Here is a 22,663-nt window from a genome sequence, read left to right on the forward strand (position 1 = left end):
CGAAACGGGGGACAAAATGAAGAAGATCGTTGCGATGGCCGTGAGCACGTGCACGCTTGTTGGTTGCGTTTCTTTCGGGCAGATGGAGAAAGGACTTGACGCTCTCCGCAATCAGCCTGTGTCGACCGCCGTCCAGGTACTCGGCTATCCGGCGGGCGAGCGTGAAGCCGCCGGTATGAAGATCGTGCATTGGGGTCGCCAGCAAACCGGCCTGATGCCGCTTACATCGTACGGCCAAAATAGCGGATTCGGTACAGTCGGCACGACGCCGTTCAGCTACACCGGGGCGTCCACATCCATGCAATATGTGCCGATGAATTTCAACTGCGATATCGATCTCGCCATCGGGCCGGGCGGGGTTATTCAGGGCTATCAGTACTCTGGCAACATCGGCGGTTGCAGCTCGTACATCAAAGCCCTGAATCGTTACCGCGAATCGCTCGGCGTGAACTAACCGAGCGCGGCCGCGAGATTCGGCGCGCGCTGCGGCTCGCCCGTACCAGGCGACCAGTAATAGTCGTTGTGGTACTGCGTGCGCGACCTGTTCATGTTTCGCTGCGTGACACCCGGCGACAGGTTCTCGGCGAGGTTATCCCAGATCAGGCGGTTCCATACCGTCTTCCAGAACCAGAGATTCACAAGCGGCGTATTCGACTGCGCGATCTTGAGCAGGTCGGCCCCGACGTGTGTGTCCTTGCCCTGCGCGGCATCCTGCACGTTCGATGAGATCGCCCGCAGCGGCTGGAACAGCGTCGACAGCAGCGGACCGCCGACCGCGCTGCCGAGCAGCGAACCGTAGTCGGCCGACTCGAACGCCGCGACCAGCATGTCGCCGGCGAAGCCTGCGCCACCGCCGACCGAGAACGCCCGCGTCCAGAAGCCGCCCGCGTGCTTCACGTCGTCGAACATCGGTTCCGGATCCTTGCCGGCGAGCAGGTTCTTCGCCTGCGTCGAGATAGCGCCGATCAGCGTCGTGCTCACAACGAGTGCCGCCGCGTAGGCCATCGGGTTCGCGAGCGCCGGCGCGCCGTCGACGCGAAAGTCGCCCGAACGCCGCATATCGCCGATGCGCCCCCAATGCCGCGAGATCATCGCCATCGGGAACGACTTGAACTGCATGAATGATTTTTTCAGCTCACCCGTGACGGTGCCCGGCGTGGCCGAGGCGATCACCTTTGTGCGCAGGTCCGGGTTCAGTACGGCGAACTCGCCCTCCTCGCGGATCATGCCTAGTAGCTTCGGCACGACGTCGGCCGCGCGCGCCTCACCGGTCGCGTACAACGCATCCGGCGTCAGGTATTCGGCATCCCCGTACTTGCCCGGCGTCGCCTTGTTCACGATCGCCCAATCGTCAGCGGTCAGTCCGGCACGCGTCAGCGCGCGGCGGTCCCATTCGGTCAGGCTGTTCCAGTCGGTTCGGCCAATGTCCGCGAGCCCGCGCATCATGTGCGACTGGAACGCCGTGCGCAATGCGTCCGTCCAGCCGGTGACGCCGCCGAACTTCATCGTCGCGGCGGACAGGTTGCGGGCCCATGTCGTCGCGAGGTTGTCCGTGCCCCACCGATTCAGTCCGTGCTCGAGCGATTCGGCGATCAGCCCCTGCGACGACAGCCACGACCGGAAGTCCTTCGAGCCGGGCGCCATCAGCCGCGCGGCCGTGCCAAGCGTCTTGAAGAACGGTACCTTGTTGTAGCCGGCCGTCACGAACATCGTGCCAACGTCGCCGAGCGCGGCGAGGATCGTGCCCTGCAGTTTCACGGCGCTGACCGTCGTGCGCAGCGTTTCCATCTTGCGCGCGAGCGCCGGATTGACGGGCGTGTTCGTCGCGCCGGTCACGTAGTTCCAATACGCCCCGACCGACGTCATGCCACCTTCGAGCGTGCGTATTTCGGTGCCGTCGTGCACGGCCGTCAGCTGCATCTGCGTCTTCATGTTGCGCGTCGGGTTCGGGCCGTAGCGCTCGACGAGCGCGATGTTCTTCGCCATGCCGCCGACGTGGTCGACCAGCGCGTTGAGCAGCGAGCCCTCGCCATACTGGCGGTTGTACTGCATGTGCGCGTCAGCGTCGCGAAAGTGCAGAACGCGGTGCGCGGATCCGGCATTCGCGCGCGCGGCGTTGCCGGACGTCTCGCCCGGCACGATCTTGTTGACCCCGCCATACGCGATCGTGTCCCACACACCCTGCTTGCGCGGCGCGATGTTGCCGCGCGCGGCCGCGTTCGCGCGTTCCCACGCCTCGCGATCCTCGCCGACCAGCACCTTGCGCAGATCGACGTCGCTCAGCGGGTTCCCGGCATCGTCGAGGTATTGCGAGCGATCGAGCAGCGGCATCACGGCGTCGGCCCACGCGTGACGCTGCGCATCCGATCCGTTGCCGAGCACCTTGCTTTGCGCGTGGCGGATCGGCACATAGCCATAATCGAGCTCGCCGACGTTGCCGCCGGCGCGATTGAAGCGCTCGCGCATCGCGCCCGTCGTCTTCCCGATCTGTTCGGCCGCGGCCTTCGCCACCTCGTTGCCCGTCGAGCCGTCCGCGCCGCGGTACACCTCGCGGATGATGTCGCGCTCCATCGCCGGATTGTCGACGTCGAATGCGCGCGCGAGGAAGTTCTGTCCGACCTTCATCGCGTCGATCGCGCCCATCGTCTGCCGCATGTAATCCGACTTGATCGCGCCGGCCAGCACGTACGTCTGCTCGATGTCGTGTTTCACGATCGTCTCGCGCGCACGCTTACGGTGAGCGTTTTCGGGATCGGAATACAGCGCTTCCTGAATCCGGTCGGTCGTCTCAATCTGCTTGGCGATCTGCATCTGCTTGCGGGCCCGGTCGAGCTCAGCCTCGTGCACAAGCTGCTGCCGCGCCCACTCGGCGCCCGCCGCGACGCGATCGGCCTGTGACATCGACGACCACGCGGCCGGATCCTGTCGCGCCGTCGAGCGCATGCCCGCGCGCACGCGGTTCTCGATGCCGTCGATCTCGGCCTGCGTGAGCTTGCGGCCGGCGGCCGCCTCGACCGCGTTGACGCACTTCTGGTGCATTTAGCCTCCCAGGCTGATGAAGCAGTTCGCGGCGACTTCGAACAGGCCGGCGTCCTGCGTGTTCATGGCGTGCTCGTCGTCGATCTGCAGCAGCAGCTCGGCAACGGTGCCCGTGCGCTCGCCGGCCGGTGTGTCGATCGTCACCTGCATGTCAGGCCGCAACGCGGCGGTGTCGCGCATGTTCGCTTCGATCGCACGTGCACTCGGCGCACTTGCGCCGGAAAGCGTTTCACCATTGGCCGTGCGCGGCGCAGTTCCGGCAGAAATCGTATCGGCCGCCTGCAGAATAGGCTCCTGCGGCGGCCGATACGTCACCGGGTCGCGGCGCGTCTGCGCGCGCACGACGTCCTCGACGAAGCGCGACAGCGGCGTGCGGCGCGTGGCTGGGGCATCGATCCCGGCACGTGCGCTGCGCAGATCCGCCAGTTGCGCATCGAGCGCGCCGAGCTGCTGGTGCGCCTGTTGCGCGCGGGCGTTTTCCTCGATCGCGCCGCGCAGCCGCTGTATTTGCGCCTCATGATCGGCGATCGCCGCGTCGATCTGCTTCTGCGCCTTTGCGGCCGCGGCCTTGTACTTCATGCCCTGGTCCTGCAGTTGGCGCGTCAGCTCCTTCACGCCGGCGGCGGAATCGTCGGGCCGCGCGGCGGTAAGCTGGTCGAGTTCGGCGCGCATCTGCGATACAGCGCCCTGATCGGCAAGCCCGGATGCCTGTTGCGCGACGTCAGTACGCTGCGCCTCTGCTTCCGCGATCAGCGAGTCGAGCGCGGTAGCGCGCGCCGAGTCGTCGCCCGTCACGAACCGCGCGACGTCCGGGAACTGGCCGGCATCCATCTGGCGCGCGGCCAGTTCGAACGCGTCCTGATGCGCGGACATCGCGGCGACGTCATCCGGCCGCCCGAACACGTAAGCGTCATCGACGATCCGCTGCCCGCGCGCGAGCAACGCCGCGTCGACTTGCTCGGGCGTCACGCGGAACGTCGCCGAGTCGATGCCGCGCGTCGCAAGGTATTCGTTCACGCGGTCGAGGTACGCGGCCGTCTCGTCCGCTGGCGGCCGCTCGCCGCGCAGCACCGCAGCCGCCTGTTTCGGGCCGCCGTTGTAGTCGGCGATCATCGCCTGCAGGTTGCCGCCGTACTGCTTCTGCGTGTCGGCCAAATACTTCGCCATACCGTCGAGCGCCTGCACCGGGTCCGTCGGATCGGTCACGCCGTATTTGATCCGGTTCTCGGGCATCATCTGCGACACGCCCGCCGCGCGCTTCAGAGACACCTGCCCCGAATTCGACTTCTCGCCCGCGTTCTTCAACGCGAGCATGAGCTCAGGCGGCACGCCAGCCGCCTGCGCGGCCTGCACTGCATAGGCGTCGAGCTGCGGCGAGTTGTACGGTAGTGCGCGTCGCGCGTCGATTGCGAGCGACTGTAGCGGCAGCGCGGCGGCTGCCGCTGTCTGCCGCGCTGCGCGCGCCGTCACGGCGGTGTGCGCGCCGGCGAACGCTCCCGCCATCAGCGTCGAGGCGGCGATATTCACCGGATCCAGCGGGTCGATCTGATCGGCGAGGTGGTCGTAATCCGCATTGCGCAGAATCGCCTTCTCGATCGTCGCCTGCGCAATGGCGGCACCCGGGCCGCCCGCCGCGACGAGCCCCGCCGTGCGCGCGACAGTCGAACCGGCCACGGGCAGCACGGCGCCGGCAGCCGTAATTGCGCCCTCGACCGCGCCGACTGCTGTCCGCGTGCCGACGTCGACGCCCTGGCGTTTCAGGTCTTCCGCACGCGACATGCCGATCGACGTTCCGCCGACGGCCGCGCCGGCCAGCGGACCGCCGAGCACTGCAGCGGGCACGATCTGCGTGAGGCCCGACATCACGCCCTGCACGGTCTGGTCGATCGCTGTCGTACGTGTCGGGTCGGGCTTGAACGTGTCGGACAAATCGTACGCGCGCGTGCCGAGCGGCGACTCGAACAGGTGCCCAGCGCGTTGCTTCGCGATCGCCGCGTTGACCTGCTTATCCGCGTCAGCCTGCGCCTGCGGGTTCAGCGTGAGCGTGTCGGGGTCGACGTAGATCTGGCTCAGGCCGGCGGCAAGATCCGACGCCGCGCCGAACAACGCGGTGCCGCCCTGCCCGAGCCCGCGCCCGACCGCGCGCGCGATCGAGGTGATCGACGTCGACGGATACGTGCGCGGCTCGGGCACATCAATCTGGTTCTGCCCGCTCAGGAAACTGGCGGTCTGGTCGGCGTACAGCGAATCGACCGGCATTACATACCTCCCGGGAACGGCATGGTCGGAGATTGTCCGGCCGGCGCCGCGCCGGTCTGTGCGTTCTTCGTCGGGAACGTCAGGTGCACCGTGACCGGCGCGCCGGTCTTGTCGGTAACGAACTTCGATCCGGTCGACACCGCGTACGTGCCGCGCACGCCGACGCGCACGAGGCGGTAGCTCGAGAACTGCTTCACGAAGTCAGCAACCGGAATCTCGTGCCCGTTCGCGAGCACGCTGTCGACGCCCGGGTTTTCGATGTTCGCGGCGGTCACCGACTTCACGGCGCTCTGGAAATCTTCCTCGCGCCAGCCATACGGCATCGCGACGATGTTCGGCTTGCCGTTGATCTGTTGGCCGCCGGTCGTCGAGATCCCGCCCGTCGCGCCGCTGATCGCGTTCTGCACGTCGGTGCTGCTCGGCTGCGTGCGCCCACCGCGCGCCGCGCTGCCTGCCGCGATGAAATATGCGGCCTCCTTCGCGTCGTCGGCCTGCTCGGGCGGCAGCGAATCGCCAATTGCGTTCGCGATCGTGGCGCGCATACCCGTGCCGGCCACGTCGTCGATCTTGACCGTCTTGTCCTTCAGCGCCTGCGCCCCCGTCAGAATGAACGTGCTGAGCGGCGCGCCGCTTGTCGTCAGCAGCGGTTTTCCGCCAGCGTCCGCCGCGCCGGCTTTCAGTGCGAGCGCCATCGCCGGGCTCTTTTCCTTCCACTGTGCAGCGAGATCGGCGATGCGACCTGCATTGCCGTACGCCTGGCCGATCTGGTTCAGCGCCTGGGCCTTCGTGTCGATCGGCAGAGCGTCGACAGCGCTCAGTACGGTCTGCGCCTCGTCGGGCGTCAGCAGCGACACACGCCGGCCAGCCGCAGCCTCGACCCCGCCGGCCGCCTGCGCACGGCCGGTCAGCGACGCGACGAGGCTCGGCACACTCGACGTGTCGACCTTCGGCACGCCCTGCAGCACGCCGCGATCGAGCGCCGCGTTCCACGGGTCCGCCTTGTACGCGGCGACGCTCGCCGTGTGGATCTGCTCGAGCTGCTTCGTGGCCGCGGCCTGATCCGGATCAGTGCCACGGGTCGCCGCCTCTGTCTGGTACTGCTGCAGCGTAGCGGCCTGCTGCGGTAGCGTCGCACTCGCGAACCCCGCGCGCTGGCCCGCCATACCGATCAGCTCGCGCACCGCGCCGGCCACGGCTGTACCTTGCGTGCTGGTGAGCAACTGGTTCGTGAATTCCGGGCTCAGCTGCTTTCCCTCGTTCACGAGGGTCAACGCCTGATTGTGCAGGTCGACGGCTGCGTTTTCGCGCTGCAGCGCGTCGCGCTCGGCCGCGTTCTGCTGCTGCGCAACGAGCGTGCGTGCATGCCCCTGCAGCGCGACGAGTTTGTGCGGCGGCAGATCGCCGACCCACTCGTAGCCGGCTGGCAAAGGCTGGTCGGGCTTCTGCGTCATCACGCCTAGCGCGACGGCCGGATCCGCCGACACCATGCGCATGCCCGCTGCCGTCGACGCCACATCCTTGAAGTTTTCGACGAGCTTCGTCTTCGTCTGCGGGTCGAGCTGCGCGGTGTCGATCAGCGCCAGCTGCGAGGCGCGCGTCGAACCGTACAGACTCGGGTCCATCGCGATCGCGCGCGCGGCCGTGTCGTTGCCCTGCTGATACTGGCTGACGTTGTACGCGCGGTGCTGCTCGGCCTGCCATGTGACGGTCTGCCCGGCGAGCGACGTGCGCAGGTCGCCGAGCTGCATCGTATAGAAGCGCTTCGCGGGGCCGTCCGGCAGCTGCTGCAGCTGCTGCTGCGCGTAGTCGTCGAAGCCCCGAATCAGGTTCGGTGTGAAATCCGGCGCGCCGGGCGCGGCGCTGTCCTTCGCTGTCTGCATGTTCTGCAACCACGTCACGCGATCGTTGCCGATCTGGCGCGCGACGGCGGCCTGTTCGTCCTGGCGTTTCTGCGCGGTGAGCACGTCCGCGACCTGACCGAGCGACGCACCGACCTGCTGCAGCGCGGCGCCCGTGCCGTCGTCGACGGTCGCCAGCGGCGTGCGTGCGCCGGACGTCTGCAGCGCGGGCGTGACCTGTCGTTCGTAGACGGGGATCTTGATCGACATTACAGGCCCCCCGTGAAGCCGAATTTGTTGACGCCGGACGTAAGCCCCGCCGTGAAGTTGCCTGGGCTACCGAACGACGACAGGCCGCCGAGCGTCGAGAACGAGCCGCCCGCGCCGCTCGAAAACAGGCTGCCACCTGCCTTGGCGTACGAACCCACCCCACCGAGCAGCGACGCGGCCGCCGAAATTCCACTGCCGATCATGCTGTTGCGCGCGCTCGCGCGCGCCGTGCGCGCGGCGAACCGGTCCTGCGTCGCCTGATCCTCGAGCGACTGGCCCTGCAGAATGCCTTGATACCGCGTCTGCAGCGCGTCGAGCTCCGCATTTCGCACGCTCTGCACCTGCGTGTCGAGGGCCGAACCTGCATTCGGGTTGAAGCCTGATTCGGCGGTCGCTGCGCGTTGCGCGCCGAGTTGCTGGTCGGATTGCTGGCGTTGCGCCTCTTCCCGGTTCACGCCCTGCGCATAAACCTGTGTTGCCTGGTTGTCTGCTAGTTGCGCGTTTCGATCCATGATCGCCGCTTGCTGACTCTCAGCGGACGACTTCGCGACGCCGGATGCCAGCGCACCGGCCGCACTCACGCCAGCGCTGATTAGGCTCAGCGTGCCCGCGCTGCCTGCCGCGGCCGAGCCCGCAGCCGCGAGCAGAGGTAGAAACGCCATTATCGAACCCTCGCAAAAAGAATCATGTCGCGGCCGTCGACCGTATATTTCCGTCGCACGCCTTCGGCGACAAAGCCTAAATGTTCAGCCCATGCGATCGCAGCTTTGTGCTCAGTGTCGACGTCCATTTCGATACGCCGCCACGGTGCCTCGGTGAGCTTCGCGCGCACGAGCCGGTGCGCCGTGCGGAAGCGTTTGAGCAGTGGCGTGGAAATCAACGTCCACGCCTGCGCGCGGTTCTCCCAGCACTCGACCAGACCACCGCACCCGAGCACAACGCCATCCTCGACGAGCGTCCAGCCGATCTGCGTCGACAAGCAGAGCAGCTGCGCGTAGTCGGGCGTGAGCAGGCCGGCCGACGTCATCTGCGCCGGCTGTAGGTGCACCGATAGGATGTGCTCGGGGCGCAGCGGTTCAGCGATCATCTTGCGTGTCCAGAATCGGGAAGAAACCGAGCAGCGTCACCGGCAGCGGCTGGTCATTCTGGTAGCAAATCCACGATTGCCCCTCGTAACCGCCGCGCCAGTTCGATTCCATATCACCATCGAACAGCGGAACCGCCCGGTCCATTGCATTTGACGGCTTACGGAAATTCAGCTGCTCGAGATCTTCGTCGTCGAACGTCGGCCCAACGACGCCGCCCAGGCTCCGCGAGAAGCGCGTCGCGATGTTCGTGACGCGCTTTGTCTTTCCTTGCGCTGTCCCGTTTGTGGCGCCGGCGCTCAGTTGCATGGTTTGAATGCGACATTTCGTCGGAACTCCGATATGCACGACCGATGCCGGCCAGTCGAGCGCGATCGCGCCGGCCGTAACCGTGCGCGATGGGTGCACGGCCCCGTCGGTCAACACCGCGACCACGACACCTTCGAGGTGCCCGAGCCGCGTGACTGTTGTCGTCGGGGTACCACGGTACGTGATGCCGGCGTCCACATAGAAAGCCGACGATTGAGGCTCATCGTCCTGTAGCGCCGGATTCAGATATTCGACATATCGCACGGTCTGCCCGTTGACCTGGCGACGCACGATCACCCACAGGTCGTCGGACGCACCATCGGGCGCGGGCATCGACGCGACGCACTCGACGAAACCGTTCGCATCGGGGTGCCGGTGCCAGCCGTAGACGTCGCTGCGGCCGGCTTCTTCGTCGTACGTGCAACCGATCAGCTGCCCGTCGGCGCGGGCCGCCCACACGACCGAATGTGGCTCTTGCTGGAAGCAGAGCGACATGATTCCGTTGTTCGTACCGGCGCGGCCGCGCGTGACGTGGTCGGCGATCTTCGTGACATCCGTCGACACGTAGTTGTCGGACGAAAAGTCGTATTTGAAATCGCGCAGCTTTCGGCCGGCCTTCTGCACGAACATGATCGTGCCGCCGACCTGCACCGGCTGGATCCGCTTCGAGCCATAAGACGTGCGACGTGCGGCGTTCAGGTTCGTGGCGCTGACCGGCTGCGACGCGTTTGCGGGACCGATAACCCACTCGTCGCCGGTCATGCCGATCAGCAAGCTGTCAGATTCGACCATCCACGCCAACTTGTTCAACTGCCGCGCGTTAAGCTGCTGCACGATCGCCGAATCGTCGGTTTGCTGGTCGGCGTCTTTTGAGGCGAAATTCTCGAAATCAGCCGACACGCTGCCGACAAGCCACCGATCCCGCATCATCCACAGCCGGTTACGCCAGAACGTTCCCATTTGGGGGTAGCCATCGCCGGCATTGAAAAGCGCATGCGCCCATTTGTAGGTGCCCGCATCAACGATCGACTGCGGAATCATGCAGGGATCTGCAGGATTATTCGTCGTAACGGTTCCAACTGCATGCTGCCCGTCCGATACGGAAGTAATCAACACGGTCGCATACCCGGAATGTTGATACTCCCACTCAATGCCGATAGTGCCGAAATTGTCCCCGCCCAGATCGGTCAAGTCGCCGTCATATCGGCGCCCACGCGTATGCGTGGGTGTTTCGTTGCCCGTAACCTGCGGAGCAGTCGGGCCGATCGCAGTACTGATGTATGTGCGATCACCGACACGGCGCAATAGACCCGTCGACAGAATGGTGCCGTGTACGGCCCACGGTGGCACGGACATGCTGTCGTTCTGCTCAAGGTAGAACAGCGTCCCGACGTCCGCCTGCGAAAACACCGCGGCGCTCGCGGTCAAATCCACGCTACCGGTCTGCCCTGACGCGCGAACCGTCACACTCTCGTCGCTGTTCACCGTCTGGAAAGGCCCAGACACGAACGTAACAGCCTGCAACGAAAACGTCGTCGCGCTCGTACGTAGCAACTTCTGCGTCGGATAGCTGCCGTGGAATAGGTACATCGTGTCCGCGCTCTGGGTCGCGCGGATCGCAAACGTACCGTCCTCGGTGGTCAGATCAGCGAGCGCATACGGTGTCGCGATCTCAACCGGCGTGCCGGCGTTGACGAGCTGCCCGTGGTTCACGAAGAAACGAATGTAGCGATCGCCGAACTCGAGCATGTACGCGATGCCATCGGCGACGATGAACGGCAGCAGCCATGCCTGTTTCGTCGAATCCTTGATCGGCGCAACGAATCGCTTGCCGCCGCGACGGATCGCCGGGCCTTGCACCGTGGCGATGAAGTTCTCCATCACCTGACAACCGTTCGGATACTTCGCCAGATCGACACGTGCGCCAAGCAATGGTGAAAGCTCGCCGGCGTCGAACGAAACCTGCTGCGGTGCTGCCTTCGGCATGCGCCCTCCTACCGGCGGATGATCGGCGTTTCGCCCGGAAACGGGACACCGTTACGCGATTCGAGCCACGTGTCGTCGCCGATCGGCTGCGACGGGCGCTCGATCGCGTTGACGCGGATCGCCCTCGCGACCGCCTGCTCGTGCTCGGCCCATGCGGCCTGCCGCTTCGTCGTGCTCTGCGTCAGGCTTTCGCAGGATTCGGCCGCCAAGCGGCACGCGAACACCTCGCGAAACAGCGGGTCCATCACATTCGGATCAATGACGCGTCTCGCGTACCGGATATACAGTGGCGCCGTCAGGTCGGTGAGAATGTTGCCGTTCTCGATGCTGAACAGCCCGCGCGTGTCCGTGCGCGGGTATACAAGGAACTGACCGACCTGGATCAGACGGATAAAGTCAGTCGGCAGCCGGTATTGGTAACCGAACCCGAACAGCGGCGCATCAGCTAGCGCGGGGAGTTGCGCGCGCGTCTTTGCGAACGACCAGACGTGCTCACGTAGGCATGCGTCGAGCACGTCGTCGTACATCGAGTTGAGCGTAGCCGCGGCTTTCGAATCCTCGTCGAGCGACGTGATGCGCTTGTCGCCGAGCTTCGTCAGCGCGCGGTTACAGATTCCGACTTGCGACGCCATTCGTCAGTCCGTTACTGCAGATCGTCGCCGGCCTGCTCGCCGGACGAGCCGGAACCATTCTTCTGTTCCGTGCTCGACGTGCTGTCGCTGCGACCACGGGCTTTTGGGCCGTCGGCCGCCTCGTCAGTCGGAACGAACCATTTCGCCTTCTCGCCCTTCGCGACTTCGAACACCGCGCCTACGCGCTTACGGGTGCCCTTGTAGAAGCCCGTTTGAATCGCCTTGACCATCGGCATGATTTACCTCGTGATGTAAGTTGAACGGGCGGCAGCCGCCGCCCATCGATCAGCCCGCGCGGATTACGCGATACCGTCCGGGTATGCCTGCCACGAGGCCGGATCCTGATCGGTAAGGAACGCGTTGAGCGTCACACCCGGCGTCGTTCCGCCGAGGGTGTAGTTCAGGCGCAGGTAGCGTTCGTTCGCGAACGGCATGCCGATCACGAGACGAGCGCCGGCCGCCAGTGCGGCAGCGGCGGGCGAAACCGAAGCGATTTTCGTCGGCGATGCGAAGCCTGCGTTGTCGTCGGTTTCCAGATCGATCTGATACGTGCCCGTGCCGACAGCAGCCGCAGCCACGGCGACTACGATCCAAAGCGGGCGGCCGGGACCGATGTCACGGTCGCTGCCGAGATCGATGATGTTCTGCGACGCGCCGGACGCTGTCAGCGCCTGCGCACGCGAGAATTCGAGAAGCGAGTCGATGTACATTGCGATGTCCTTTCGAGTGGGTTCGGAGAGAACGAGCGGCGCTACAGCGCCGCCCCTGCCGATTAGCTGACGACCGACTCGGTATTCAGCAGCGCGTCGGTACGGCGGACCGGGATGCCGTCGAACATCATCACGCGCTGACCAGCGACGGTTTCCCACGTGAGGTTGTAGGCGGTCTTCTCGAGGATCCCGAGACGCAGCTTTTCGCGAATGTTGCGGTTGACGTACCACGCGGCACGGCCCATGCCAAAGGCCGGGATACGCTCCGAAGCCTGGATCATCCAGTTGATGATGTTCTTCGTGTTCCCGATCGTGTTCAGGTCCGACACGTCAATGTTGCAGACACGTGCCACATAGCGCCAGTCGCGCACGGTCATGCCGATGTCCCACTTGTAGTGGGTGCGATAGGCTTCCATGCGGCCACCCGCGCCGTCAGCGTTCTCGACCGTCACCTGGCCCTTGTCCTCGACAGCAAGGCCGGCCTTCGAGCCCTTCGGGTAGATCATGTGCGCCGTATTCGGCCCCCACACGACCAACCAGATCGAGGTGTTGTCGGCGCCCGTGCCGCCTGCGTTGATGATGTTGTCGCCGTTTTGCGCGGCCAGCGAGTTGAAGCGCGGCGACAGGCCCGTGAATTCGGCGGGCGCCGAACCTTCGTTCCCGTACATCATCGTCTGCGCGACTTCCTGGTTGATGCCCTCGATGTGCGCCTTGTCTTCCGAAAGGCGGAACGACATCGTATTGCCATTCAGGTCGGCGAGCGCCTTGTCGACTTCGGCATAATCTTCGAGCATGCCGCAATTGTCGGTGACTTGCGTCTTCGTCGACTTCGTCGGCTGAACGCCACCGTACAGCTTGCGCCACGTCGGCTGCGGCAGGCCCGTGCGAATCGACGTGCGATGGCCCGTCGGCAGGTTGCCTTCGATGAACGTCGCGTCGAGCAGAATCTCGTTCTGCTGATTCAGGATCTCGATCGTTTGCGCGACCGAGCCGTCCGGGTCGAGTCCCTTCGCAACGTCGGCGAGGGTCGGGTTATTGGTAGCAAGAGTGACCATGAATGCTCCTTACGTTTTCGTGTTCGAATAGAACTTCGCAGCGCGCTGCTCGTCGGTGAGTGCCGCGCCGCTACCACCAGCACCACCCGGATTCAACGTTCCTTCGCTCAGCGACGCGCCGATCTGGGAGAACACCTTGATCGTTGCCGCGTCACCAGATGCGCCGGCGAGTTTGTCGATCACCTCGCCCGACACACCGAACTTGCGCATCGCCTGGCGGCCGAGCTCGACGTTCTTGTCGTAGCTGTCGCCCCACTCGCTTTTCAGCGCAGTGAGTTCGGCATCACCCTTCGCGATACGTGCCGACTCGACCGCCGTCGTCTGGTCCTTCACGTACACATCCCACTTCGCGGCCAGCGCCTTCGCGGCCTCGGCCGGAATACCAGCCTCGTGAAACCACGCCGAAGCGGTCTTCGCGAAATCGGTGTCACCGAGCTGGTATTCCTCGGCGGTTGCCGGCGCCGCATGCTTCGCTTCGAACTCGCGCATCGCCTTCACCGCCTCGCCCACGTCCTTGAAGCCCTTGGCTTCGACGAACTGGCGCAGGTCAGCGTCGGCGATAGATTGCAGCCAGGTCGTCGCGGAATCTCGCGTCTCTGCGCCGTCAACCGACGTGCCATCGGTCTGCGTCGTGGCGGATGTAGCCGGATCAGCGGTCGTCGCACCGGTTGCTGCAGCCGACGCACCCCCGGCCGGTTCGCCGGTTGTGGTGGTTTCGCCTTCGAGCAGTCGGAATTTGCGGAACATGCGGAAAAACATGGAACCTCCTGAATCGGTTGGTTACTTGTCCGGCTTAGATAGCCGGTTGCGCCACGGCGCGAACGAGCGCCATGACGCCGGTTTGGATGTCGGTCTTGCCGATCTCGGCCCACCGGTGCGGCTCGGCCGCCGTGAAGCGTTGAAGCTCGCGACACTCGTCGGTCGCGCCCTGGTAGATCGAAACGCCGGCGCCCGCAGGCCGGGCAAGCGATTGCGTCGCATCGGCGCGCTTCGTTTCCCACTGCGTATCGAGCAGGTTCTTCAACTCGAACTGCAGCGCAATCAGCTCTGCGCCCTTCGCCTTGATCCGATTCATCAGGTCGATTTCGGCCGGTGACAGATCGCGGTAGCCCTTGATGTGCTTGTGTTGGTTGTCCACGCTCGTTCCTGTCAGGTAGTCGGGGTGTTGGCGTAAAACTTCGCCGCGCGCTGCTCGGGCGACTGCGTCTCGGGTGCGAGCGCCATGTCGGTGATCTGCAGCGACAGGCTCGTGTCGGTGCCCTTCTGGTTCTCGTACTGGCTCTTGCTGCACACCTCGACGCGCGCCATCAGCGTCAGCGGCGCGCCGACATCGGGCAGTGCGGTCATGCCGAGCTTGGCGAGCACCTCGTCGTCCAGGTAGATCGACAGCCCGCACGGGTATGCGGGTTGGTCTTCCGGCGCGGCCATTGCCGTGCCTTCGTTAGCTTCGGTCTTCGCCTCGTCGGGCGTGAGCTTCATCGATACGAGATTCATTCGGGGGCCTCGTCCTTCAGAGAGTTGAGCTGTTCATCGTCCATCCCGAGGATCTGTATCAGGCGCACGAACACCTCGCGCCGGCCCTCGGCAACCATCGTCGCGAGCGGATCGATCGTGCGTTGCACGGGAGACGTGATCACGGTCGACTGATTGGCGCGGCAGAACTGCGCGAGATCCGCGAGCACGGCCTCGCCGGCCGCCGTCAGCTTCCCGCGCTCGTCGCAAAAGCACCGCCGGTATTGCTCGCGACGATTCCAGAATCGAAGAAAGCGCGCGCCCATCAGACCCTCGCCGTCTGCGCAGCGGTCTGCGCGTCGCTGAGATCCTTGATCGCGCCGGCGGCCACGGGCGCGGCCGCAAGCATCTGCTGCATCTGCGCGGCCTGCGCCTCGGCGGCTTGCTGCGCCTGCAGTTCCTCGTCGGTACTCAAAGCCTCGACCGGCACGCCACCGTAGTCGGCGAGCAGGCGTGCGATGCGCGCGCCATTCGGCACCTTCGCGGCGTTCGGGTCGAACTGCGCGACGATGCCGAGCTGCTGCAGCCACTGCAGGATCGCTGCGCCTTCGCCGGCGCGCATCGACTTGTTCAGCGGGCTGTCGTACTCGACGTCGACATCCGCGCCGGCATCGATCAGCTCCTGCGGCATGTCCGGCAGCTGGCCGGCCTCGGCCAGGATGTCGACTTCGCGCGCGATCATCGGTCCAAGCAGTTCCGACTGCGTGCGGCCGAGCGTCGGCGCGAGCAGCACGCCCTTTTCCTGCGCGCGCTGCAACACCTCCGTCGCCGTCATGTCGCCGCTGTCGACGAGGATCTGGAACAACGTGACGTAGAACCACTGGTTGATCGTCTGCCGCGTGTCCTGCGCGAACTCGATGCCGATCTGCGCCTGCTTGCCCGTGAGCAGCGGCTTCACCATTTCCTCGCCCTTCTCGTTCAGGCCGCCCCAGTTCAGGGAGCCGGAACGCAAGTCGAAGCCTTCGAGCACGCCATCCTCGCTCGCGAGCAGCGGCGGGTCGACCAGCTTCTGCGCACCGCGGATGTTGGTCTTCGCCATGTCGTTCGCCATGCGGATATCCGGCATGGCGTCGTAGGCCGGGCTGCCGCCGTACACATCGTCGGTGCCGACGTAGAAGCGCCCGATTGCGAAGGGGAACGTGCGAAAGCCGCTGTTCTGCACGATGCGTTCGCGCCCCTCGTCGAGCCAGTACGACGCGAATCGCATGTTGCGGCCGTCGAGCTTGCGCGTATCGCGGTCGGCGCGCGGCTCGACGGCGTGATAGAAGATCGCCGACTTCTCGGGGTCGCGCTCGAGCATCGACTGCATGGACGGTGACAGGTTCTCGCGACCGAAGCGCTGCGACGCCTGGCGCAACGTCAGTTCCCACTGCACGTGCGTCTTGTCGATGAGGCCCGAATTGTTCTCGGCGAACCAGAGGCGCTGCATTGGCACATTGCGGTAGACGATGCCGCGGCCGACGTCGTGCTCGATCATCAGCGCGCCGGGCCCGAACAGGCCGATGCTCTGGTAGGTCGCGCCCATCTGCGTGACGAACCCGCCCTGCCAGCGGTAGCGCGCGGCGAACAGCATGCGCACGACAGCCTGCAGGTACGCCTTCACGGATGCGATCTCGTTCAGCGCGTCATCGCCCGTCTTCAACCGGTGCCAAAGCTGCGTGGCTGGCGTGATCATCGAATCCATCGCGGCGACGAAATTGCGCAGCGCGAGTGGCGCGGTCGAGTCGAACATCTTCTGCGAGCGCTCGCGCCCCTTCTCGCTGTCCGGGCGCGGCAACTGGCCGAACTTGTCGAGGCGTGGCATCAGGAAGTCGATGACGTCGTTCCACACTGCCTCGTACGATTGCCGCTTTTCCTTCATGCGGCCGTGGTCGGCGTTCAGTGCCTCGAGGATCTTCGCGTCGTCGTTCGTCATTGGCCGAGCATGGCTTTGCCCGCGGCACTGGCCGCAGGCGCATTGACGGACGAGGAAGCGACAGACGTCGAGTCGCCGGCAAGGATGGTCGAGGCGGTGCCGCGACGCTTGCGCAGCTTCGCGGCGGCGTCATTCGCGGCGGCCGACGTGTCCGTCGTCGCGGCCGGCGTCGGCGATTGCGGCATGGGGATGTCGGGTGTGCCGCTGAACAGACTTGCCATGGATCTCTCCGGAGAATTCCCGAAGAGGCTAGGCCGTCACGCTCGCGGAATCTCGCGATTTTCAGTCGGTCGTCGCGCGGCTCGGCCGCTTGCCGCCCGTACGATTCACGCGCACCAGGTGCTTATGCTCGCCGGCGCCGACCAGCAGGTACTGCCCCGCCTCGGCCACGTGCGAATACATGTTCTTGTCCGCCTTGTCCGCGTACCGCTCGCCGCTCACGGCCATGCGGCGGAAGCAGTAGCCGCCGGACAGCGCCTTGCGCAGCGTGCGGCAGTCGGGATGCACGAGAATGCCAGGCTCGCCGTCGATGATCCGCGTCAGCGCCTCGTCGACAGCGCCGTAGCGCAGCGCCGTGTCGTTCGTCGGCGCGGGCCGCGCCTCGAATCCGGCGGCGCGCAGGATCCGGAACGGCGTGTCCTCGTCGTCGGCCTGCGAGCGCTGGTCGCCCGCCGGATCGCCGTAGATGCCCGCCACCTCGAAGCCCGGGTAGATCTCGGCGAGGTGCCGCTTGAGCTCGATCGCGAACTTACGCGCGCCCATGCTCGTCGCGACGACCTCCGACCGGATGCGCCAGCCACCCATCGGCTTGCGCTGCCCGATCACCGCGGCCGGCGTCAGGCCGAAGTCCATGCCGATCCAGAGCGGCAGCGACTTCGACAGCTCGAACGGCTTGCAGTGCAGCGAGTCCGCATAGTCCGGATGCACCGGCTTGCCGTCGACGACGAACCCGTAGTCGTTGCCGAGGTTCACCTTGATCCAGTCGAATTTCTTGCCCTGCATGCCGCGCTCGTAGTAGCCCGCCGGCAGGTTGTCGATGTTCTCCGCAAGCGGATTGACGATCCACCGATCGCCGTCGCGCACGACGCCGCCCGGCTGTCGGAAGAACGCGTAGCCCTCCGGCTTCGTTTCCTCGGCCAGCACGTAGTACCAATGGTCCGAATCGGGCGCGTTCGTGTCGCCGAAGATGCCGTACCAGGTCGGGTGCACGTCCTTCGGATAGCGGCCGACGCGCAGGTCGAGCATGTCGAGAATCGGCTTCGCGAGCTCCTTCACCTCGTTGAGCCACGCGAACGTGAGCTGCATGCCGCGCAGCTTGCGCTCGTGCTCGGGGCGATCGAGCGCGATGAACACCATTTCGGCTTCGACGCTCGTGCCGTCCTCGAGCTCGAACGACAGGTAGTGCGTCGGCGGTTCGAGGCCGCCACCCACCCACCGGCCGAGATCACCGAACATGTCGAGCCAGTCTTTCGCGGTCGTCGACAGCAGATCGGGATAGGTGTTCCGCACGGCCGCGCCGCGCGAGCGCCGCACGCCGTCAGCGTCAGGCTCCTGCTCGCACATGATCCGGAATGCCTTCCAGCAACTGGCGTTCGTCTTGCCGCTGCCGAGCGGGCCCATGATGAACGAGCGCGACGCGCGGGACAGGATGTAGCGTTCGAGCGTCTCGCCCTGCGGCTTGTAGTGGAATTCGATTTCGCTCATGGAAAACCGGGCGTCGCGCCCGTCGAAAAGGTAGCTACGTGGGTAGCTACGCGGTGCGGATTCGGTGGCGATCCTTTCCGGACGTTTATACGCAAGGCTTTGCCGGTTGTGTTTAGATCGCCAATGAGTATTTCAATTCTTCTTTCGGCCCGTCAGATCCTTCACGCGCACACGCGGCTTCGTCAGTTCGAGCTTGTCGTTCAGCAAACCGTGGTGCCGGAACATCAGTTCGAGCACGCGATCCTTCGACTGCGTCTTGATCTCGAACCCTTCCTTCGTCCGCTTCAGGCCCGTGTAGAGCGCGCGCACTGCGGGCGGCAACTTGCGCGTGTCGGCGATCACCTCGTGCTGCACGCCCTCGCCGAAGCACTCCGGGCACTCGGGGTTCGGGTCGCGGCGCGGATCGAAGCCAAGGCCGCCTGATTCGTCCGGCGGCGCGGGCCACGCATCCGCAGGCACCTTGGCTTTCTCCGCCGCCGCGATTGCGCGCAGGTGGCTGTTCATCGCGTGTGCGAGCTCGCGCTGGTTCTTCCACTGGTACGCGTGCCCGATGCCCCAGCAATGCCGGCAGCAACGATGCTGGTACGAGATCAGCTGATTCACATCGGCGAGCAGCATCGACTCGGCCAGTTTCAGCACCTGGTCGGCCGTCATCCGCGTGCGCTCGCCGCGCGCCTTCATCGCCGCTTCGATCTTCGCAGCAATTTGCGGTTTCTTCAGGTTCTCGTCGCCCATCTGGCCGGCGGACTTTGCGCTGTATCCGGCGCGCCGTGCGGCGGCCGACGCATTCAAGTCGATCAGGTACTCGTCGACGAATCGCTGCTGTTTTGCTGTCAGCTTGCTCATGCCCGCACCACCCGCGCCAGAGGGTTCGAGCGCAGCAACAGCGGCCGGCGCGGCGCGTCTTCGCGGCGCTTGCCCGTCTTCTCGCACCAGAGATCGAGGATCAGCTCGCCGCGCACGTGCGATGGCTCGGCCACTTCCTCGGTGTAGTCGCGCAATGTCGACTCCGGGATAGTGCCCATCAGCGCGCGAGAAACGCCTACCGGCGTCAATCCGAGGCGCCGCAGGTCAAACAGCACCTCGCGCCAATCAATTCCGCTTTGGGTCATGGTTTGCCCTTCCTTCATCGTTGACCGGAGCATTGTTCATCGCTCCGGTAAAGTCAAACTCGTAAATAAGTACAACTTAACGTGTAATTTTCAGCGTGTTTCTGTTTGGGACGATAGGGACGATAAAACCCGTTTTTTCCCTATCTTTTGCTTCTCTATATAGTGATAAAAAAGATAGGGAAAAAAGCCAAACTATCGTCCCTATCGTCCCAAATTCGGCCCCGCGCCCGCTAACAACGTGCAAATTTCTGCGCGTTCACTCACGCGAGGTCGCTGCCCTCGAAATCAACGTCATCATTCACGCAAATTCCTGCAAATCCGCGCCCGCGAATCCCGTACGTGTTCTTAATCTGTGAAAAACCGCGCGCAGCAATGCGGCGGGCCAGCGCGCGCGAATTCGCAATAAATCGCAATTCGCCCCGTTGCTCTGCGAATGCGCGCCAGGATCGCCACAAGTCCTCATTCGTCGCGGCGGCATCGCGACCCACGCGACAGCGTTCGTCGATCCAGTCGGCGAGCAGATCCATGTCCGCTTTGTACGCATCGCGCGCCGCGGCGACGCTCGACGTCGGCCGCAGGCCGTGCTGCTGATAAGCGAGTGCGCCGCGCACGCACCACGCGAGCACACCGGGCAACTCAGCCGCGAGGCGCTCGGCGCGCGTCGGGTCTTTCTTGATCGTCTTGTCGTCGTCGAAATTCCGGGTGAACGGCACGAGCATCAGCCGCCGCCAGATGGCGTGGTCGTCGCCCTTCACGATCGGCTTGTGGTTGGTCGGCATGAACGCGACCCACGTCGGCACAACCTCAATCGTCGTCTTCGCCCAGAGGCCGCGCGCCGGGATCGGATCGCCGCCCGTCATGGCCTTGATCAGCCCCTCGCGCAGCTCGCTACCCTCGTCCGGCTCGCCGACGTAGACGAACCGTGCGCCGCGCAGGCGCAGCAGATCCTCGCGGGCCGCGCCGGCTGCCGCGCCCTGCCCGCCACTGGCTGACAGGAACGTCTCGGCGCTGGCCGACTTTGCGTGCGCGCCGAGCGCGTCGCGGATCTTGCCGAGTACCGTCGACTTACCATTCGAGCCAGTGCCGTGGGGGATCACGAGCAGATCCTCGCGCGGCGTGCCGAGCAGCGAATAGCCGATGAGGCGCTGGAAGAACTCGACCTGCTCGTCGTCATCGAAAAACACGTCGCGCACCGTCTGCTCGAACAGCGTCGCGGCGGCATGCGCGGCGTACTTGACCGGCGTCACGACGGTGATGCGGTGTTCCTTGTCCGGCGCCAGCAGCTCGCCGGTGCGCAGGTCGACGGCGCCGTTCCCTACACCAAGCAGGTGCGTGTGCTTGTCGAGCTCGGTGACGGGCACGACGACGCGCGGGTCGGATGCGGCCAGGCGGATCATGTTCGACACCATCGCGGCTTTCTGGCACGCGGCGCAGAACTTGAAGAACTCGATCCGTTCCTCGGCCGTCTGCAGATCCTCGGCCTCGTCCACGAGCGCGCGAATCGTTTCCTTCGCCATGTTCTCGAGCTCGACCTGCACGGCGCGGCGCCAGTAGACGCCGGTCCACGCGTACCAGGCTTCGAGCTCGGGCACGTACATCAGGCCCGCGCCAAAGCGGTCGAGCATGCGCTCGGCGTTGCCGAACTCGGTGCGCGCGCGGTAGCCCTTCGGTGGCTCGTCGCCGTCGCGTTTCTTCTTCGGCGCGTGCTGCGGCTTCGCCGGCGGGGTGTCGGTGATGAAGATCACGTCGTCAACATCGAACGGCGCGTCATCGCGAGCCTCGACCGCCGGCGCGCCGCGCGGCGCGCCGACGGCGATCGCTTCGACGCGGGCGGCGACCTCGAAGTCGTCTTCGATCGGCTCTTGCCAGCCGTGCGCGCGCGCCAGGTGCAGCACCGTGCGGCCCGTGATCGGCGCGCGCTCGTCGCTCGACGTCTTGCCGATGTGCGGCCACACGCGTTCGTCGAGGAACTGCGGGTTGTATTTGCTCGATCGCGCCGAGAACGCGTGCGCGAGCGCGAGGCCGTCGTCGCTGCCGCGCGCGGCGTGGTGGATCGCGAACACGACGTTGCGCCACTCTTCATAGTCGAGCTCGTCGTCACCGGCGTTCGGGATCATGTCGAGCGCCGACTTCAACGTTTCGAGCTCGACCGGCACGTCGACCGCGCCCGGCATCACGATCTCTTCGCGCTCGACGCGCGGCACGTCAGCGCTCGTCGGCCAATCCATCTCAGCCGCGAACGCCTTCGGCATGTCGTCCAGCTCGAACGAGTCGAGCGGCACCGACTTGCCGGCCAGCGGCAGCACGAACATGTTGCCGAAACCGTCGGTCGGCACGCTGTTCTGTTTCGGGAAGATCTCGACCTGGCCGGCGGCCACGCCCTTGACGCCGTCGCGCAGCCCGCACGCAGCGAGCGCGTCGCGCAGCAGGCACCGCACGCTGTACGCGTCCTGCGGCTCGTCCCACAGCATGTAAATGTGAAGCCCCGCCCCACCGGACGAGCGGAACGGGATCGGCCGCATGCCCCGAGTCTCGAGCTGCGCCATCACGCGCAGCGCGGCGGCCTGCATGTCATACCACGACGTCTCGCCCTTGTGCGAATCCAGGTCGAGGCACGCGATGCGCGTCGTCGACGCGCCGGGCTCGATCTGCGCCGCACCGTAGGCCGGCCCACCGTTCACGTGATGCGCGAGGCGATCGGCGGTCAGCGGCTTGCGAATGTGCGACGGCGGCCCGTCGCGCTTTACCCAGCAGTGCGAAGTGACGACGCGCGAAACGATCGGCGCGAGCGCCGCGACCAGAGTCTCATTGTTCATAGGAAATGTGCGCGGAACGCGCGAAGATGGGAGTGTCGGCGGGTGCTCGCGATACCGACCCAATTTGCAGATTCGGGTGCGTTTTGCATGGACGAATACCCACACAGGCAGCACGGGTATTCCCGTATGTGCCTGATTTATCGGTTAATGTTCGGCCCGTGTCAGGTTTTACCTAACACTTTCAGCTGGATGTGCGCAGGCAATCCATCGTGCGGATTGGGGTACAACGTCGGTGAAAGTTGATGTGGCGTGAATACCCATTGCGTCAGCTTGGCCAGCGGCAATACCCGCTTTTCCGGCACGCGACCGTTGACGATCCATTCGTAGATCGATCCGCGTGAGATATCGAACGCTTCCGCAACCACGCGCGCTCCGCCAGCCTTGGTTACTGCGTCCTTAACAATGGACATGGTATCCCCGC

General features: G+C 65.2%; 22 protein-coding genes. 1 reads left to right on the plus strand and 21 read right to left on the minus strand.

Going from position 1 to position 22,663, the window contains the following annotated elements; translation table 11 throughout:
- Window positions 1-16: 16 nt before the first annotated feature.
- Complete coding sequence (locus tag LGM56_RS24375; RefSeq protein ID WP_226206966.1) at window positions 17-454, plus strand: hypothetical protein; 438 nt, start codon at window positions 17-19, stop codon at window positions 452-454.
- On the opposite strand, the gene LGM56_RS24380 is transcribed toward LGM56_RS24375, so the two are convergent.
- The 21 genes from LGM56_RS24380 to LGM56_RS24480 all read right to left on the minus strand — a co-directional run bounded on the left by LGM56_RS24380 (window position 451) and on the right by LGM56_RS24480 (window position 22,652).
- A complete protein-coding gene (locus LGM56_RS24380) occupies window positions 451-3,039 on the minus strand; it encodes a hypothetical protein (RefSeq protein WP_226206967.1) in 2,589 nt (862 codons plus the stop codon). The genes LGM56_RS24375 and LGM56_RS24380 overlap by 4 nt on opposite strands.
- Window positions 3,040-5,298: a lytic transglycosylase domain-containing protein gene (locus tag LGM56_RS24385; protein ID WP_226206968.1), complete on the minus strand. Its 2,259-nt coding sequence runs from the start codon at window positions 5,296-5,298 to the stop codon at window positions 3,040-3,042.
- The gene (locus tag LGM56_RS24390) at window positions 5,298-7,406 is read right to left on the minus strand and encodes a hypothetical protein (RefSeq protein WP_226206969.1); all 2,109 of its coding nucleotides are present in this window, start codon (window positions 7,404-7,406) and stop codon (window positions 5,298-5,300) included. The genes LGM56_RS24385 and LGM56_RS24390 overlap by 1 nt, the downstream gene beginning before the upstream one ends.
- Window positions 7,406-8,068: a hypothetical protein gene (locus LGM56_RS24395; RefSeq protein WP_226206970.1), complete on the minus strand. Its 663-nt coding sequence runs from the start codon at window positions 8,066-8,068 to the stop codon at window positions 7,406-7,408. The genes LGM56_RS24390 and LGM56_RS24395 overlap by 1 nt, the downstream gene beginning before the upstream one ends.
- Window positions 8,068-8,493, minus strand: coding sequence for a GNAT family acetyltransferase (locus tag LGM56_RS24400; protein WP_226206971.1), 426 nt, complete (start codon window positions 8,491-8,493; stop codon window positions 8,068-8,070). The genes LGM56_RS24395 and LGM56_RS24400 overlap by 1 nt, the downstream gene beginning before the upstream one ends.
- Window positions 8,483-10,786: a hypothetical protein gene (locus tag LGM56_RS24405; protein ID WP_226206972.1), complete on the minus strand. Its 2,304-nt coding sequence runs from the start codon at window positions 10,784-10,786 to the stop codon at window positions 8,483-8,485. The genes LGM56_RS24400 and LGM56_RS24405 overlap by 11 nt, the downstream gene beginning before the upstream one ends.
- 8 nt (window positions 10,787-10,794) lie before the next feature.
- Window positions 10,795-11,418 carry a hypothetical protein gene (locus LGM56_RS24410; protein ID WP_226206973.1) on the minus strand — a complete coding sequence of 208 codons (624 nt, stop codon included), beginning with the start codon at window positions 11,416-11,418 and terminating at the stop codon, window positions 10,795-10,797.
- Between the two features lie 11 nt (window positions 11,419-11,429).
- The gene (locus LGM56_RS24415; protein ID WP_226206974.1) at window positions 11,430-11,654 is read right to left on the minus strand and encodes a hypothetical protein; all 225 of its coding nucleotides are present in this window, start codon (window positions 11,652-11,654) and stop codon (window positions 11,430-11,432) included.
- A gap of 63 nt (window positions 11,655-11,717) precedes the next feature.
- Window positions 11,718-12,128, minus strand: a complete 411-nt coding sequence (locus tag LGM56_RS24420) for a Bbp16 family capsid cement protein (protein ID WP_226206975.1) — start codon at window positions 12,126-12,128, stop codon at window positions 11,718-11,720.
- A 62-nt stretch (window positions 12,129-12,190) separates the two neighbouring features.
- Window positions 12,191-13,183 (minus strand): major capsid protein, encoded by a 993-nt coding sequence (locus tag LGM56_RS24425; protein ID WP_226206976.1) that lies wholly within the window; start codon window positions 13,181-13,183, stop codon window positions 12,191-12,193.
- Between the two features lie 9 nt (window positions 13,184-13,192).
- Window positions 13,193-13,942, minus strand: a complete 750-nt coding sequence (locus LGM56_RS24430) for a hypothetical protein (protein ID WP_226206977.1) — start codon at window positions 13,940-13,942, stop codon at window positions 13,193-13,195.
- A gap of 34 nt (window positions 13,943-13,976) precedes the next feature.
- Window positions 13,977-14,321: a hypothetical protein gene (locus LGM56_RS24435; RefSeq protein ID WP_226206978.1), complete on the minus strand. Its 345-nt coding sequence runs from the start codon at window positions 14,319-14,321 to the stop codon at window positions 13,977-13,979.
- Window positions 14,322-14,332: 11 nt separating this feature from the next.
- A complete protein-coding gene (gp10, locus tag LGM56_RS24440; protein WP_226206979.1) occupies window positions 14,333-14,677 on the minus strand; it encodes a capsid staple protein in 345 nt (114 codons plus the stop codon).
- Window positions 14,674-14,961, minus strand: a complete 288-nt coding sequence (locus LGM56_RS24445; RefSeq protein ID WP_226206980.1) for a hypothetical protein — start codon at window positions 14,959-14,961, stop codon at window positions 14,674-14,676. Before LGM56_RS24445 ends, gp10 begins: the two co-directional genes overlap by 4 nt.
- The gene (locus LGM56_RS24450; RefSeq protein ID WP_226206981.1) at window positions 14,961-16,610 is read right to left on the minus strand and encodes a portal protein; all 1,650 of its coding nucleotides are present in this window, start codon (window positions 16,608-16,610) and stop codon (window positions 14,961-14,963) included. The genes LGM56_RS24445 and LGM56_RS24450 overlap by 1 nt, the downstream gene beginning before the upstream one ends.
- Window positions 16,607-16,831, minus strand: coding sequence for a hypothetical protein (locus tag LGM56_RS24455; RefSeq protein ID WP_226206982.1), 225 nt, complete (start codon window positions 16,829-16,831; stop codon window positions 16,607-16,609). Before LGM56_RS24455 ends, LGM56_RS24450 begins: the two co-directional genes overlap by 4 nt.
- A 61-nt stretch (window positions 16,832-16,892) precedes the next feature.
- Window positions 16,893-18,314 (minus strand): TerL, encoded by a 1,422-nt coding sequence (locus LGM56_RS24460; RefSeq protein ID WP_226206983.1) that lies wholly within the window; start codon window positions 18,312-18,314, stop codon window positions 16,893-16,895.
- Between the two features lie 132 nt (window positions 18,315-18,446).
- A complete protein-coding gene (locus LGM56_RS24465) occupies window positions 18,447-19,160 on the minus strand; it encodes a terminase small subunit (RefSeq protein WP_226206984.1) in 714 nt (237 codons plus the stop codon).
- A complete protein-coding gene (locus LGM56_RS24470) occupies window positions 19,157-19,426 on the minus strand; it encodes a hypothetical protein (RefSeq protein ID WP_226206985.1) in 270 nt (89 codons plus the stop codon). Before LGM56_RS24470 ends, LGM56_RS24465 begins: the two co-directional genes overlap by 4 nt.
- Before the next feature lie 260 nt (window positions 19,427-19,686).
- A complete protein-coding gene (locus LGM56_RS24475) occupies window positions 19,687-22,242 on the minus strand; it encodes a phage/plasmid primase, P4 family (protein WP_226206986.1) in 2,556 nt (851 codons plus the stop codon).
- 161 nt (window positions 22,243-22,403) lie between these two features.
- Window positions 22,404-22,652, minus strand: coding sequence for a YdaS family helix-turn-helix protein (locus LGM56_RS24480; protein WP_226206987.1), 249 nt, complete (start codon window positions 22,650-22,652; stop codon window positions 22,404-22,406).
- Window positions 22,653-22,663: the final 11 nt, after the last annotated feature.

Source organism: Burkholderia sp. AU38729, assembly GCF_020419725.1.
In the GTDB taxonomy this organism is placed as follows: Bacteria; Pseudomonadota; Gammaproteobacteria; order Burkholderiales; family Burkholderiaceae; genus Burkholderia.

What these genes read in the sequence shown, in the direction of transcription:
- LGM56_RS24450 (WP_226206981.1), bottom strand. Translation starts at nt 16,610, where the DNA reads ATGACGAACGACGACGCGAAGATCCTCGAGGCACTGAACGCCGACCAC.
- LGM56_RS24480 (WP_226206987.1), bottom strand. Translation starts at nt 22,652, where the DNA reads ATGTCCATTGTTAAGGACGCAGTAACCAAGGCTGGCGGAGCGCGCGTG.
- LGM56_RS24475 (WP_226206986.1), bottom strand. Translation starts at nt 22,242, where the DNA reads ATGAACAATGAGACTCTGGTCGCGGCGCTCGCGCCGATCGTTTCGCGC.
- LGM56_RS24415 (WP_226206974.1), bottom strand. Translation starts at nt 11,654, where the DNA reads ATGCCGATGGTCAAGGCGATTCAAACGGGCTTCTACAAGGGCACCCGT.
- LGM56_RS24410 (WP_226206973.1), bottom strand. Translation starts at nt 11,418, where the DNA reads ATGGCGTCGCAAGTCGGAATCTGTAACCGCGCGCTGACGAAGCTCGGC.
- LGM56_RS24400 (WP_226206971.1), bottom strand. Translation starts at nt 8,493, where the DNA reads ATGATCGCTGAACCGCTGCGCCCCGAGCACATCCTATCGGTGCACCTA.
- LGM56_RS24390 (WP_226206969.1), bottom strand. Translation starts at nt 7,406, where the DNA reads ATGTCGATCAAGATCCCCGTCTACGAACGACAGGTCACGCCCGCGCTG.
- LGM56_RS24395 (WP_226206970.1), bottom strand. Translation starts at nt 8,068, where the DNA reads ATGGCGTTTCTACCTCTGCTCGCGGCTGCGGGCTCGGCCGCGGCAGGC.
- LGM56_RS24425 (WP_226206976.1), bottom strand. Translation starts at nt 13,183, where the DNA reads ATGGTCACTCTTGCTACCAATAACCCGACCCTCGCCGACGTTGCGAAG.
- LGM56_RS24465 (WP_226206984.1), bottom strand. Translation starts at nt 19,160, where the DNA reads ATGAGCAAGCTGACAGCAAAACAGCAGCGATTCGTCGACGAGTACCTG.
- LGM56_RS24375 (WP_226206966.1), top strand. Translation starts at nt 17, where the DNA reads ATGAAGAAGATCGTTGCGATGGCCGTGAGCACGTGCACGCTTGTTGGT.
- LGM56_RS24405 (WP_226206972.1), bottom strand. Translation starts at nt 10,786, where the DNA reads ATGCCGAAGGCAGCACCGCAGCAGGTTTCGTTCGACGCCGGCGAGCTT.
- LGM56_RS24470 (WP_226206985.1), bottom strand. Translation starts at nt 19,426, where the DNA reads ATGACCCAAAGCGGAATTGATTGGCGCGAGGTGCTGTTTGACCTGCGG.
- LGM56_RS24385 (WP_226206968.1), bottom strand. Translation starts at nt 5,298, where the DNA reads ATGCCGGTCGATTCGCTGTACGCCGACCAGACCGCCAGTTTCCTGAGC.
- LGM56_RS24460 (WP_226206983.1), bottom strand. Translation starts at nt 18,314, where the DNA reads ATGAGCGAAATCGAATTCCACTACAAGCCGCAGGGCGAGACGCTCGAA.
- gp10 (WP_226206979.1), bottom strand. Translation starts at nt 14,677, where the DNA reads ATGAATCTCGTATCGATGAAGCTCACGCCCGACGAGGCGAAGACCGAA.
- LGM56_RS24420 (WP_226206975.1), bottom strand. Translation starts at nt 12,128, where the DNA reads ATGTACATCGACTCGCTTCTCGAATTCTCGCGTGCGCAGGCGCTGACA.
- LGM56_RS24455 (WP_226206982.1), bottom strand. Translation starts at nt 16,831, where the DNA reads ATGGCAAGTCTGTTCAGCGGCACACCCGACATCCCCATGCCGCAATCG.
- LGM56_RS24380 (WP_226206967.1), bottom strand. Translation starts at nt 3,039, where the DNA reads ATGCACCAGAAGTGCGTCAACGCGGTCGAGGCGGCCGCCGGCCGCAAG.
- LGM56_RS24445 (WP_226206980.1), bottom strand. Translation starts at nt 14,961, where the DNA reads ATGGGCGCGCGCTTTCTTCGATTCTGGAATCGTCGCGAGCAATACCGG.
- LGM56_RS24430 (WP_226206977.1), bottom strand. Translation starts at nt 13,942, where the DNA reads ATGTTTTTCCGCATGTTCCGCAAATTCCGACTGCTCGAAGGCGAAACC.